This is a genomic window from Brucella pseudogrignonensis, from assembly GCF_031454375.1.
Classification (GTDB): domain Bacteria; phylum Pseudomonadota; class Alphaproteobacteria; order Rhizobiales; family Rhizobiaceae; genus Brucella; species Brucella pseudogrignonensis_A.
Map to the genome: position 1 here is coordinate 460,803 of NZ_JAVDQT010000002.1, position 13,234 is coordinate 474,036.

Genomic DNA, 13,234 nt, shown 5'->3' on the forward strand with positions numbered 1-13,234 from the left:
AAGAGTACATACACAATTATTGACTGAGTTGCATAGGGAGAGTGGTATAAGTAACCCGTGATTGGATCAGACCTATCGCCCAGCCTCCTATCTAAAGGATTTCTGTTGGCCGGTTGGGCTAATCCACTTTAGCCCATGCGACTTAGGCCGGATCGAGCCACTGACGACCCATATTAACAATCTCTTTGTTAGCGGCAGATCACTAGATCCTAACGATGAAGCGTTTCAGATACGAAAACGCTGCACCGTTCGTTGAACGATGTGAGATTGGAGGGCATACCAATTGGATATTACACCAGTCTGATTATAACATCCCGCAATGATTGTTGCCAATGGGGTGCAGACCAGTTGAACACTTCCTGAAAGTGCTTGGTCGACAGGCGGGAGTTAGCCGGACGCATAGCCTTGGTTGGATAGTCTACCGTCGCAATATCAGTAACAGACGCAGTCGGCCCGCCAAGCTTAGCGCTCTCATCGAAAATAGCGCGTGCAAAACCACTCCAATTTGTGTCGCCTGTACCCGCTAGATGGTAGACACCATAAGCGGAAAAATCTGGCATGCCTGCCAAATGATCAGCCACCTTGATAATTGCATCTGCGATATCCAGCGCATTTGTGGGGTTGCCCCATTGGTCGGAAACAACGGATAGAGTGTCCCGCGTCTCAGCAAACTTCAGCATCGTTTTGACGAAATTCTTGCCAAAAGGGCTATAGACCCAAGCCGTTCTTAAAATGATATGCTTGGGATTGGCCTGTGCTACGAGCCGCTCGCCTTCAAGCTTTGAGCTTCCATAAACGCCGTGGGGCCCGGTAACATCTGTTTCCACATAGAGTTTGCTGGCATCACCCGCGAAAACATAATCCGTCGAGATGTGAATGACAGGAACACCGCAAACCTTTGCTGCTTCAGCGACGGCTTGCGCACCTGTCGCATTGATGGCAAAAGCCAATTCAGGCTCATCCTCAGCCAAATCGACCGCCGTATAGGCGGCAGCCGAAACGACTAAATCAGGCTTGATCGCTGTGATAGCGCGACGCACCGTCTCCGGGTGAGCCAAATCCAGCTCTGGGCGCCCTAGTGCGATAACTTGCATATCGGGCCGTTGGGATGCTTTTTCGAGAAGACTCTGTACAACCTGTCCTTCACGCCCGGTTACAACGATCTTCATGCTTTTGTCACTTTTGAAACAGTGCTGCCAAGCCGCTCGCCCGCATAATTGCCGCTGCGGATTGGTCCCCACCACCAGCCATTATCTAGATACCACTGGATGGTTTTCTCCAAGCCCGTCTCAAACGTCTCTTGAGGCTTCCAACCCAATTCACGTTCGATCTTTGAAGCGTCAATTGCATAGCGGCGATCATGGCCAGGACGATCAGTTACAAATGTGATCAGATCAGCATAGCTTTTGCCATTTGCGCGAGGTTGTTTCTTATCAAGAATGGCGCAAATCGTTTCCACGACATTCAAATTTGTACGTTCAGCACGACCACCGATATTATAGCTTTCTCCAAGTTTGCCTGTCGTCGCAACCAATGCCAACGCACGTGCATGATCTTCGACATAGAGCCAATCCCGCACATTTGCACCTGCGCCGTAAACAGGCAAAGGCTTCTCATCGAGTGCGTTTAGAATAACCAGTGGGATCAGCTTTTCAGGGAAATGGAATGGTCCATAATTGTTCGAGCAATTGGACAATACGACCGGCAACCCATAAGTCTCATGCCAGGCGCGCACGAGATGGTCAGATGCAGCTTTCGAAGCGGAATAAGGCGACGATGGCTGATAAGGTGTTTCTTCAGTGAAAATGCCGCTATCGAACGGCAAATCACCGAACACTTCATCAGTTGAGATGTGATGAAAGCGGAACGATGATTTGCGAGGCTCTGGCAGTTCCCGCCAATAAGCGAGAGCGGCATTCAATAGCCGAAATGTACCAACGATATTGGTTTCAATGAATGCGCCAGGGCCATCAATGGAACGGTCAACGTGGCTTTCGGCAGCCAAGTGCATAACAATATCGATCTCATTGTTACGCAAGGCTTCCAAAACACCAGTGTCATCACAGATGTCGGCCTGAAGAAAGTTGTAATTGGGATAGTTTTCAATCTGTCGGAGAGAGGCCAGATTGCCCGCATAGGTCAGTTTGTCGAGATTGATGACATTAACCTCGGGATCGGCTGCGAGATGACGGCAAACTGCAGAGCCAATAAAACCAGCACCACCGGTAACAAGAATATTCATATTATCCCTCAAGCAAAAACCTCCGCATCGGCGAGAAATGGAGCTTTTTGATCTTTGTCTGATAGCTGCACGCCCGATGAAGGAATTGGCCATTCGATACCAATTGCGAGATCATCAAAACGGATCGAACGATCATGCTCCGGAGCATAATAATCAGTAACTTTATAAATGACCTCAGTATCTTCAGTGAGCGTGATGAAGCCATGTGCAAAGCCTTTTGGTACCAGGATTTGGTTCCATTTCTCCGCCGAGACCTCCAGTGAAACCCACTTACCGAATGTCGGCGAGCTTTTACGAATATCAACGGCGACATCGAGAATTGCACCGCGAATAACACGGATCAGCTTATCCTGTGCAAAAGGTGGAAGCTGATAATGCAGACCACGAACCACACCTTTTGCAGCGGAATAGGAATGATTGTCCTGAACGAAATTAAGGTCGATGCCAGCCTCTGCCAATGCTTTGACCTTATATGTTTCGGAAAAGAAACCGCGGTCATCGCCGAATTTTCGCGGAATTATCTCAAAAACACCGTCTAAACCTAAAGGGCGGACTTCCATCAATCTTTTCCTAGTTCATCAACACGTCGACGCAGATAAGCCGCATATTCAGTTTTGCCAAGTTTGGCTGCACGCTCCAAAACGGCTTCGCTGGTCAGCCACCCCTTATCCAACCCAATCTCTTCTGGGCAAGCTATCTTGATGCCCTGTCGTTTTTCAATGGTTTGCACAAATGACGATGCTTCATGAAGGCTGTCGTGAGTACCGGTATCCAACCAGGCATATCCCCGTCCGAAACGCTGAACATTCAGTTCGCCTCGTTCGAGATACACGTTATTCACAGTAGTAATCTCAAGTTCCCCGCGAGCGGACGGCTCGATCGAGCGTGCAATGTCGACGACTTGATTATCGTAGAAATAGAGCCCTGTGACAGCCCAGTGTGACTTAGGCTTTTCCGGCTTTTCTTCAATCGACATTGCTTGGCCTGTCGTGTTGTCAAACTCCACGACACCATAACGTTGCGGATCATCGACGCGATAAGCAAAAACGGTCCCGCCCTTCATTGGCTCGGAAGAAAGCTGAGACAGCTTGGAAAGGCCGTCACCAAAGTAAATATTATCCCCAAGGATCATGGCCACGCTGTCATCGCCGATAAATTCTCGACCAATGATGAATGCTTCAGCCAGACCATTCGGATGCGCCTGTTCAGCATAGGAAAAATTGATGCCGAATTCACGTCCATCGCCAAGCAGCTTTTGAAACAGCGGCAGATCATGAGGTGTGGAGATCACAAGAATGTCTCGAATCCCGGCTAGCATCAGAACGCTAAGCGGGTAATAGATCATTGGCTTGTCGTAGATCGGCAAAATTTGCTTGGAGACAGCTATTGTCAGAGGATACAGTCTTGTACCACTACCACCGGCTAGAATGATTCCCTTCATACGAATTGATTTCCTAACATCTTACTTCTCCCACATCGTTATTGTAGACAGACATTACGCCTAAGATAATGGCTCCGTTTTGGCGATAAGCAGACCATAACGCGGAGATAAACGGAACTAACGGTGAACAGATACTTTCAGCTTATCGTATTAATTTCAAAGCCGAACCCCACCTTGTAAACTGAGAATTATCAGAATGATTAATAGTGTTTCAGCGACATATCAACCAACCAATAAACAATCATTGCTGACAATTTCAATCGTTACGTTTAATCCAAATTTTGTTGAACTCGAAAAAACGTTGAATAGCCTGAAAATGGCACTCAATGGATTCGCAGATGGCTCCTTCTTGATCACGGTTGTAGACAATTCTGTCAGCAATGAGGTTGCCTCATTCTTACTGCGCAACTATGCTAAATTGCCCGTCAAATTAATCCATGGACAAGGCAATGTTGGTTTCGGCAGAGCCCACAATATCGCAATTCAACAGATGGGCGAATTTCATCTCATTCTCAATCCGGACATTCAACTTGCCCCGGATGCACTGGTAAACGCTCTCGCTTTCATGCGCGAAAATCAAAACTGCGGCTTGTTAAGCCCTCACGCCTCTTGGCCAAATGGGCAAAGGCAATACCTTTGTAAGCGCTATCCCGCTGCCTTTGATTTAACACTGAGAGGGTTCGCGCCGAAAAAGATACGCTCGCTTTTTTCTGTTCGATTAGCACAATACGAGATGCAAGCCGAAACACAAGACGCCGTATATTGGAACCCTCCAATTGTAAGTGGGTGTTTTATGTTTTTCAAAAGCGCTACCTTAAAAGACACAGGCGGCTTTAGTGATAAATTCTTCCTCTATTTTGAAGATTTTGATCTAGCCTTGAGATCTCGCAAAATCGCCGATACGGCATATGTCCCCACAATACGAATAGTGCATGCAGGTGGTCACGCCTCCAAAAAAGGATTCTGGCATATTAAGGTCTTCATCCGATCCGCAATTAAGTTTTTCAGGATACATGGCCTTAAAATATTCTAGGCAGCGTGGACGAATTGGTTGACGTATTGATGGGAGCTTGATTCAAGACTGCTTTTTGGAGGCAGTTATAAGCCGAGGCGATCTGAGCGACACCAAATTGCGTGTCTTGAGGGATTTGCTTCCGATTGAAGCCGTCAATTGGGGAGATTGCCAATCCCTACATTCTTCGTTATCTTTTTGGCAACTAATAGCTACTGCCTTATTCGTTTTGAACCTCCCATGTTATATGATTACGGCTGTATAACGCTGTGCTTGTTTAAAGATGCTCTCAAAATTAGACGCACCATAAAGAGAATGAAGTGGGTGAAACACCGCATGCCTAATACAACAAAAACGACAGGCCCATATTTGCTACTGTGAAAGCCGCCAATTGTGCACCAAAGCTTCTAACTTCCTCTGTGCTTCTACAATCATTGGGGTGTAACGCGCATTATCGAAGCCCCACAGGGTCGAGGAAAGAACCTCTTTATGGCCAGCTATGAATGGAATGACAACAACTATTTTAAGATTATCCTGACGTTCCATGTATCGATCAATTGTATTATTAATGGAATCGGTATCAAGAGGATTCCATTTGGACAAAATTTCTAGTGAATGTTTATTATATATATTGAAAACGCAACTCATCATCTTGTCGATGGTAACATAGGTGCGTCCACCTACCTTTTCGACAGATAGAATTTTTGTTCTAGGATCAACATCGGCCATTAATCCTGAAAAAACATCCCAGCTTTCTTTTCGTGTGTCGAGGTATTCGTTCACCTCATGAAATATGCTATTAAAATTGCTGGGAAGCTCCACGTCATCTTCAATAACGGTCAACCTATTTATATTATTGGCAATTGCATAACGCGATAACGCGCTAAAACTGCTTCCACATCCTATCCAGCCCAAATTGTGTCGAATCCCATCAAATAATTCGCAACCATCCGGCAGTGACTTAGATATAGCTCTGCGTCGTTCGATAGTTTCTGGCAACGACAGAGCAAAAAAATCACTTTTACGCGCCAAATATATAGGTTCATCAAGAATAATGTTGGCGGAAACAACTCCAATTGCCACTAGAAACCGGTCGAACATAAAGTTGAAACGCGTTGCGCTTAGTGAGACCGCGCCTGCGATATTTTTGTTTATCGCTTCAATATTGTTGAGCATTTCTGACGCGCGAGCCATCATGTCGTCAATGGAGCCTTCATCGAAAAATGCTACGGCACCTTCCAGTTCCGGATATTCGTTCTGGTCGCTAGTGCCTTCAGAAAGAACCGGCACACCTAATGAAATACATTCGCATATGCGCGGCATTTCCAATAATGCGCCTTCATAGTAATGAATATTGATAACAGCTTTGGCTTCTTGAATAGCGACGTAAAGCTCACGACCAAACAAATCATTGCATATTTTTACATTATATTTTTCTTGGAGCTTTTCGAGAAATTTTCTTCTTCTTTCACTGCTCAAACTATCGCCATAAAAAATAAAGTCATATTTTTTTGGCGTTGCATTATCTCCAAGTGTCTCATCTTGAGAAGAACCTATAGGCAGATAATGCACGCTGGGATACTTCACACCATTTCGCGCCAGAAAATCTATATTCGTTAATGAATACTCCAAAACACCCAAAGAACTGTTAAGCGTCTTTATGTATTCTTGTGTAAACCATCTTGAACTCACTGATTGCTCAAGCTGAAATATGACTCGTTTGTTAGCTGGTGGAAGACGTTTGAACATCTGTGCGCACAGAACGACATAAAAATCATGATTAAAACTCTTTACAGAGCCCATCACGATTTCACTTTCAATTCCATGGAACGCCAAACGATCAGCTATTGTGCGTGCAACAAAGAAGGTATGTGGGGTGCAAAGAATGCCCCACACAATGCCGTTTCCATTTGCGAGCCTTCGACGCAATTTCACATGAGAGTATTCTCGTCCATACCACTTTAGGCGGTTCGCCAGTCCCGAAAAATCTCCCCGAGCCAGATAGCGCAACGCATTGGTCAACTGTCTGAAGCGGCTAGCGAATTTTGGCATAGTTGTACAATATCCTACAATGGAAACGAAAACTCGCACACTGAAAATCTTCAGTGTTATCAGCTACCCTTCCCTTCACATATATGAAGGGAAAGCGCTGCCGGCTTTAAATACCAAAAGAATTTGGTATTTATCAAATACTATACAAAGGCATATTGCCTTCATAATGCATATTCAAAGTTATAACTTCAAGAAATGCAGACGCAATCTTATCAGTCGCCAAAGTACGTTTTGAGAACCTCATCAGGAGGGCCATCCATTTTAACTCTTCCGTGTTCAAGCCATATTATTCTGTTGCAGTTCTTTTTCATCAAATCTTTTGAGTGACTTGCCAGAACAAGTATTTTCGTTGAATCAACGAGTTCGCGCATACGTGCGTTGGCTCGCTCCTTAAAATCCTCATCACCGGTTGAAAGCCATTCATCCATTATCAGGATTTCAGGTCGAACTGCAGTTGAAGTTGCAAACGCCAACCTTAACTGCATGCCAGAAGAGTAGGTTCGGAACGGAACATCCAAGAATTCGCCAAGACCCGAAAAATCAGCGATTTGATCAAACTTTTCAGTAATTTCTTCTGGCGGCATACCCATCATTGCAGAGCGCAGACGAATATTCTCTTTTCCCGTCGCATCTGGATCTATTCCAAGATTAATATTAATTAACGAGACACAGTTGCCGTTGATGACCGAACTTCCATGCGTTGGCGTGTAAATTCCAGACAAAACACGAAGTAATGTGGTTTTTCCTGACCCATTATGGCCGATCAATCCAACTCGATCTCCATCCCTAAATGTCAGAGAAATATTGTCCAGACCACGCACAATCACCAGACGATCACTGCGCCTTTCGATTTTCCCACCCGTCGCGATACTAAGAACTCTATTTTTAAGCGAACGGCTCGTCGAGTTATAGATCGGAAACTCGACGCTAACATTTTGAAGCTGAATTAAACTCATTTTCTACAACCAATACGCTACGCGCCAACGATACCGCCCGAAAAAAATAATTGCGATGATCCAACCGATTATCGCGCATGCGAAACCAAAGGTCCAATCTAGCAGTGAAGGGGGAGAGCCGAATAACGGTGCTCTTACAAGCTCGATAAAATGATAAAACGGATTCAACTCGATGAATGCGCGTGAAACATGATCAGGCAGGATCTTAACCATCCACATAATTGGCGTGGCATAGAATAGAACTTGCAGAATATTCGTTACAACCTGAGTCATATCGCGAAATCTAGCACAAAGAATTGCTAAAATTAGCATCATCCATGATAAATTTAGGCACAATAATATAAACCCGGGAACAGCCCAAAGTGCATTTAGACTGATCATTTTACCCAAAATCAAAAGAAGAACAGGAAAAATAACGATGTTATGAGCAAATATTATTACATTTCTCCATATCGCGCGCATCACGTGAGTAAATAGGGGCATACGAACTTGGAGAATTATGCCGTCGGAAGAGGTAAATGTTGTACATCCCTCATTCAAGCATGTTGAGATAAAACCCCACGTAATAACGCCGGCACACAGATATGGCAGAAACTCACGCATTTCACTTTGAAAAAGTGTTCCAAATATAAGTCCAAGCGCACCAATAAATACGGCCATATTTAACGTTAGCCAGAAAGCGCCTACACGGGATCTGCGATATCGCTGAGCGACATCTTGCCATCCGAATATCAAAGCCAAACGATATTTCGATAGAGCTTCTGAGATATCACGAAGAGCAACCCTTGCGCCTTTTGTTGGCTCGGCGATTACAACCTCATGCGTTGAACTTGCTGCAGAAATGTCGGTAATCATTATCTTATCTGGCCCGATCTTCTATTTTTCACGACTGCCACTTTCTCAAATATTTTTTATCAATGTGTTATAGCGTAATTGAAGAAATAGCGCTCCTAAGTCAACTGCGTGGTTAACATTGAATAAGACCCTTTTGGGGCCTTAGTCTGCATTCGATTCTGTCAACAGTAAGAATGTACTAAGAAAGATGTCAAAACGAGCTTTCAATTCGATACTTGGCTACTCAGAATTGGCTCGGGGAATCTCTACGGTGGGTGCGGATAAAAACTTGGGCTGGTTTTACGTCACAATGCCAAGACTGTTTCGATTTTCGATTGGGCTTCGTGCGCCAAGTGATATCTTGATCCGCTTCTCGTTGTACCATCGAATGTGGGTATCAACTTCTTTCATAAACTGCTCGAGCGTGGTCGCCTTCCAATCCCTTGGATAAACGAGTTCCGTTTTCAGTCTGCCAAAGAAGCCTTCACATGCTGCGTTATCTGGGGAACAAGCCTTGCGAGACATTGAGCGTACTAGCTTCGCATCACTGATCCTCGTTAGCCAACCCGGCCGGCGATAATGTGCACCGCAGACGCCCTTCTAAGAGTCAAGCCGCGATTTGGCTTTGATTGATTTCCTATGCCGCTGCATGAGGATGGCGAAGACTTCGCGGGCGATGTAGCGTTTGAGGCAGCGAATTGTCTCGAGCTTCGAATTTTCGGCGGCGATCCGTCGAGCGACGTAGGCCTGCGTGCGTGCCTCCAATCGAAGCCTCCCGATAGCGATGATATGGATGGCACTGTTTGCCGCGCGGTCCCCACTCCTGTTCAACCTATTCCGAACCGTTTTCCCGGAAGAAGCGGGGACGGGGCTGACACCGCACAACGCGGCGAAGCTCACCTCGGACTTCAACCGTTCGGAGTTATCGCCCGCCGTGAGCAGCAACTGCGCCGCACTATTCACGCCGATTGCGGTTTGAGCAAGAAGTTCAGGAGCAAGATCCTTGACGATATGCTCAATCATGTCGTCCAGATCGGCGATCTCGTCATGTAGCTCGAGATAATGTCGCGCCAGAGACTTGAGTGAGATGCGGTAGGCGTCTTCGACCTGGCGATATGCAGTGAGGTCAGGTCTGGCGGCTGCGAGTGTAGGGATCAATTGCATCCGCGTCATGTTGCGTAGCGGATCGCGGATTTTCTCCAGTGCACAAACGATTGTCATCTGGATCAGCTGCAGGGCAATGCGGCGCGCCTGAATAGCAGTTTTGCGGCAAACCCTTAGAACGCGTAAACTTTCTACCATGCCGTCCCTGCTACGTGGTGTTACGGTATGTCGTCTTGCAAAGCCTGCATGGGCAGCACTTTCGGCATCGAAGTCGTCATTCTTACCACGGCGGCGGCGGTCGAGTTTGTCAGGTGCAGTTACCTCCAAAATTTCGACACCCGCGGCTTACATGTAGCGCAGCAACCCCGCGCCCTAACTGCCAGAGCACTCGATTCCGACCCTCTGAAGGTTTCCGAAAGATCGCATCAAGCGATAGCCAAGTCGATTTGTCGGAAAGCTCTCGGTACCGATAACGCGGTCGCGATTATCAACGACTATTGCTACATGCAAGTCCTTTTGTGTATCGACACCACCAATGACGTGAGTTTCTGCTCGGTACTCAGCTAACTTATTATCCTCTCCTGCGGCATAAGAATTATTTGTTTGAAGGATGCAGGGACAGGACAGTCATGGGACCAATTGGTCACGCCCTTCTTGGGTCACAGCAGCACCTTCGAGGCAAAACCTCACCGCAGGGCATTCCCAGATGATCGACAGGTCCGCGGAAAGACACATATTGGTCGACCAGAATGAGGGTCAGATCATACTGGGAAGCTATTCGGCACCAGCACAGAGAATGTTCACTCGGTGCTTGATTCAAACCATCAAATAACTGGTATCAATTACATGACTGTCACTTCTAAGCGGCAATCAACATCGTTGATGATCGTGTAGCCACCGGTGAAACCGCATTCAGCACAAAGGCGATCGAACACCCGTTTGGCCGTATGGCGCTGCCTGCGCGGAACCTTCGCGTCCTCATCCAGCTAATGGTCGATCGTCAAAACAAACACATCAAGCTTCGGACGACGGAGTGGTGATCGACGCTGATAACCGGGCGGCGTCGAACAGGCCATCATCTTGGCGACCGTATCGCGCGAAATGTTAAAATGCTTCTCTGCCTGTCGTTTCGTCATGCCTTCCGAAACAGCCAGACGCACCTTCAGATATAAGTCCACGGTAAAAATCCCCTCATCCCTCCTGCACTAGTTGCAGAAGGAAAACAGGTGGCTGAGTTTACTGCGCCGAAGCGGGATTATACCGCTGCTTCCGAGGGCTAATTTTGCGCCGCCGCTCTCACGCCACGCACTTCTTAATTCCCCATTATGAGAAAAATGGATAGCAAAATACCTTGGACGAAAGGGGCATTTACGAAGATTGAGTTTTTGGAGCTAGAAGATTACTTAAGTATTCGTAGCAGAGCACTCCTTAATTCCCAAGTTTTTAAAAAGCAGATAAATGGAGAAAATTCCTTTTTTATGCCAATGGATTGTTCCGAAAATCCGTATGAAAATCACTGCAAAAGCCTTTTACAATCGTTATCCGAAATTTTCAAAGTTCGGAAATAAGGCCCAATTTAAGTTTTTACTGATATTGTCGTTAATCATGGTTCAATTTCCGCGATATTTTTTAGGTTAAGAATATCTAGAAAGAATATGAGCACCTTTAGCACAGGGAGCTTATGGACAAAAGAGAGGGGGGCATGAGGAATGCTGCGCGGAGCGCAAAGAAATACCGGAATAGTGGGTTTTGGGCCGTTTAAGAGCATAAGTAAAAGGCTTCGTAACTCTCGCAATAAAAGGATGTGTTTTGGTCCATATACTTCAAAGTATGATGGCAAAAAATGGACCAAAAATTAGGTCGATTTAAGAGAAATTGAGATATGCGAGATGTGTTTTTACCCAATTTCGGAGGGCTCAATACCTCAAATCTGATGCACGCATCACATTGGCTTGAGTGACAGGGCTCAATACCGCAAAAGTGGCGCTGCGAGCCGCTTTTGCTATTTGTATTTCAGCCCGTGAGTAGCCTACCACCCGTCGCTCCTGCCGCTTCATCGGGGCAAGCGAGCGATTGACGACACCGTCGTTGCTGGTGATAAAATTGCTGGTGGCTCGATCTATCATCTAAACGATGAGTTCGACACGGGTGCCATGGCTTTTCAGGAATGGTGCTTTATTCGTTCAGGGGAGACTGCGGCAGAGCTTTAGCGTCGTGCCCTTGGGCCTCTGGGCGTTGAATTGATTCTCCGGGCGGCCAGTGATTTAGAGGCTTACGGCTTTATACTAGCGAATGATCAAGAGTGTTTAGAAGCCGTATTGGCTTAGGAGACTTTGAAGCGGCTTTTAGAGTGCCTTTAAAGGTCGCTTAAAAATTTTGTTTAGTCTAATAACCAGCGTCAAAATGTCAGGACGAGCGACACGCTACAGCTCGTCAGGTCGCCATACACATTCTTGCAACACAATTTGGCGTGCCTAAACGCCGTATTGTCACATGGCGGAGGGGGTGGGATTCGAACCCACGGTACGGTCTCCCGCACGCCGGTTTTCAAGACCGGTGCCTTAAACCGCTCGGCCACCCCTCCACGTAATTGAATTGGTTACACTTTTCTCGGTTTCAGAAAAGCTTCAAATCAGTGATTGCTACCGATTTGCTACCCATTCACTTATCGAGTGAGTTCTTATCAGCTTTTATGCGGACGTCAACTTGTTCTGCACCATTTGTCTGCATTCAAAGCATGTCATGTGAATAAAATTCCGACGCAATCCCATTCTGAAGCGCGATACACATGAGCGTGCGCTCTTTGCCTCCCCCGCTCATAACTTAATGAAATTAGCTTAAAGGGAGGGCCGTCAATCAATGCCTGTTCGAAAATCATGTGCGGCAGCATAATCGGCCAAGATAGTCGTTTAGCTTAAGTAGGTTCATGTCTTTTTATATGGTGTCGACAATCGCATATTTGCTCTTTTATGAGCTTGTTTTCCCTCATTTACACGGACTCTGCTGCGTTGAGAACAGACTAATAGACCGTAGAGTAACCCTAAACAGTGATAAGGTGATGCCCGACGGAGCGATGTCTTCAAATTAAATTGTTAAAATTAAGCTGTTTGAATGATCGTATTCTGCTAAAGCTCACGGCGAAATTAACAGCATGGAAATATTCATAAAATGGAATGGTTCCCGATAGTCGCCGGTGGATTCAAGCTTGTCGTTTTAGGCATCGCCATGTTTTTTGCCATCAAGTGGCATTACGACAAAGACAAAGAGGCAAAAAAACAAGAAGCTGATAAAGCTATTGAGCCAAGTAATTCATAATTTACCCATTACAACATCGGATTGCCCCTTCCCCAAACAGGAAGGGGTATTGCGATAAATAAATATATACCCCAACGTCCGAAGATAATTATTGATGACTTTTAAAGTCCAGCAATAATACGATAAATAAAATACTATATAAATAAATGCAACTTAGACAAAAATTTCCAAATTAAGCAATCTCAACATAATAGAGATCAAAAATAAAGGCAGCGGCAATCTGTCACTTATATAGATTTGTAAAAACTCGCTCTACGGATTGAACTCTCTATCCATAA

General features: G+C 45.9%; 9 protein-coding genes, 1 tRNA gene and 4 pseudogenes. 3 read left to right on the plus strand and 11 right to left on the minus strand.

Annotation, left to right across the window (positions count from 1 at the left end):
• Positions 1-290 precede the first annotated feature (290 nt).
• The 4 genes from rfbD to rfbA are packed head-to-tail and all read right to left on the minus strand — an operon-like array spanning position 291 to position 3,683.
• On the minus strand, positions 291-1,169 hold the full coding sequence (gene rfbD, locus J2782_RS09965; RefSeq protein ID WP_310011930.1) for a dTDP-4-dehydrorhamnose reductase: 879 nt from the start codon (positions 1,167-1,169) through the stop codon (positions 291-293).
• Positions 1,166-2,242: a dTDP-glucose 4,6-dehydratase gene (gene rfbB, locus J2782_RS09970; RefSeq protein ID WP_310011932.1), complete on the minus strand. Its 1,077-nt coding sequence runs from the start codon at positions 2,240-2,242 to the stop codon at positions 1,166-1,168. The genes rfbD and rfbB overlap by 4 nt, the downstream gene beginning before the upstream one ends.
• Before the next feature lie 8 nt (positions 2,243-2,250).
• Positions 2,251-2,802 (minus strand): dTDP-4-dehydrorhamnose 3,5-epimerase, encoded by a 552-nt coding sequence (rfbC, locus tag J2782_RS09975; protein WP_310011934.1) that lies wholly within the window; start codon positions 2,800-2,802, stop codon positions 2,251-2,253.
• The gene (rfbA, locus tag J2782_RS09980; protein WP_310011936.1) at positions 2,802-3,683 is read right to left on the minus strand and encodes a glucose-1-phosphate thymidylyltransferase RfbA; all 882 of its coding nucleotides are present in this window, start codon (positions 3,681-3,683) and stop codon (positions 2,802-2,804) included. The genes rfbC and rfbA overlap by 1 nt, the downstream gene beginning before the upstream one ends.
• Before the next feature lie 196 nt (positions 3,684-3,879).
• Between rfbA and J2782_RS09985 the strand changes: the two genes are divergently transcribed.
• The gene (locus tag J2782_RS09985; RefSeq protein WP_310011938.1) at positions 3,880-4,716 is read left to right on the plus strand and encodes a glycosyltransferase family 2 protein; all 837 of its coding nucleotides are present in this window, start codon (positions 3,880-3,882) and stop codon (positions 4,714-4,716) included.
• A 351-nt stretch (positions 4,717-5,067) separates the two neighbouring features.
• Here J2782_RS09985 and J2782_RS09990 read toward each other — a convergent pair whose 3' ends face one another.
• The 6 genes and pseudogenes from J2782_RS09990 to J2782_RS10015 form a co-directional block, all read right to left on the minus strand.
• The gene (locus tag J2782_RS09990; protein WP_310011940.1) at positions 5,068-6,747 is read right to left on the minus strand and encodes a methyltransferase type 11; all 1,680 of its coding nucleotides are present in this window, start codon (positions 6,745-6,747) and stop codon (positions 5,068-5,070) included.
• Positions 6,748-6,959: 212 nt separating this feature from the next.
• Entirely contained in the window at positions 6,960-7,703 is a 744-nt protein-coding gene (locus J2782_RS09995; RefSeq protein ID WP_310011941.1) for an ABC transporter ATP-binding protein, read from the minus strand.
• A gap of 3 nt (positions 7,704-7,706) precedes the next feature.
• Complete coding sequence (locus tag J2782_RS10000; protein ID WP_310011943.1) at positions 7,707-8,558, minus strand: ABC transporter permease; 852 nt, start codon at positions 8,556-8,558, stop codon at positions 7,707-7,709.
• 279 nt (positions 8,559-8,837) lie between these two features.
• Positions 8,838-9,125 (minus strand): annotated as a pseudogene (locus tag J2782_RS10005) (IS3 family transposase); the annotation flags it as partial.
• A 19-nt stretch (positions 9,126-9,144) separates the two neighbouring features.
• A pseudogene (locus J2782_RS10010) lies at positions 9,145-10,253 on the minus strand (IS110 family RNA-guided transposase).
• A 263-nt stretch (positions 10,254-10,516) separates the two neighbouring features.
• A pseudogene (locus J2782_RS10015) lies at positions 10,517-10,819 on the minus strand (IS21 family transposase); the annotation flags it as partial.
• Positions 10,820-11,680: 861 nt separating this feature from the next.
• Between J2782_RS10015 and J2782_RS10020 the strand changes: the two are divergent.
• Positions 11,681-11,851 (plus strand): annotated as a pseudogene (locus tag J2782_RS10020) (formyltransferase family protein); the annotation flags it as partial.
• A gap of 284 nt (positions 11,852-12,135) precedes the next feature.
• On the opposite strand, the gene J2782_RS10025 reads toward J2782_RS10020, so the two are convergent.
• Positions 12,136-12,225, minus strand: a tRNA-Ser gene (locus tag J2782_RS10025).
• Positions 12,226-12,809: 584 nt separating this feature from the next.
• Between J2782_RS10025 and J2782_RS10030 the strand changes: the two genes are divergently transcribed.
• Positions 12,810-12,956 carry a hypothetical protein gene (locus J2782_RS10030; protein ID WP_310011946.1) on the plus strand — a complete coding sequence of 49 codons (147 nt, stop codon included), beginning with the start codon at positions 12,810-12,812 and terminating at the stop codon, positions 12,954-12,956.
• The last annotated feature ends 278 nt before the right edge of the window (positions 12,957-13,234 follow it).

Excerpts from the sequence above, each read along its gene's own strand:
- J2782_RS09990 (WP_310011940.1), bottom strand. The coding sequence starts at position 6,747 with ATGCCAAAATTCGCTAGCCGCTTCAGACAGTTGACCAATGCGTTGCGC.
- rfbD (WP_310011930.1), bottom strand. The coding sequence starts at position 1,169 with ATGAAGATCGTTGTAACCGGGCGTGAAGGACAGGTTGTACAGAGTCTT.
- J2782_RS09985 (WP_310011938.1), top strand. The coding sequence starts at position 3,880 with ATGATTAATAGTGTTTCAGCGACATATCAACCAACCAATAAACAATCA.
- rfbA (WP_310011936.1), bottom strand. The coding sequence starts at position 3,683 with ATGAAGGGAATCATTCTAGCCGGTGGTAGTGGTACAAGACTGTATCCT.
- rfbC (WP_310011934.1), bottom strand. The coding sequence starts at position 2,802 with ATGGAAGTCCGCCCTTTAGGTTTAGACGGTGTTTTTGAGATAATTCCG.
- J2782_RS10030 (WP_310011946.1), top strand. The coding sequence starts at position 12,810 with ATGGAATGGTTCCCGATAGTCGCCGGTGGATTCAAGCTTGTCGTTTTA.
- J2782_RS09995 (WP_310011941.1), bottom strand. The coding sequence starts at position 7,703 with ATGAGTTTAATTCAGCTTCAAAATGTTAGCGTCGAGTTTCCGATCTAT.
- rfbB (WP_310011932.1), bottom strand. The coding sequence starts at position 2,242 with ATGAATATTCTTGTTACCGGTGGTGCTGGTTTTATTGGCTCTGCAGTT.
- J2782_RS10000 (WP_310011943.1), bottom strand. The coding sequence starts at position 8,558 with ATGATTACCGACATTTCTGCAGCAAGTTCAACGCATGAGGTTGTAATC.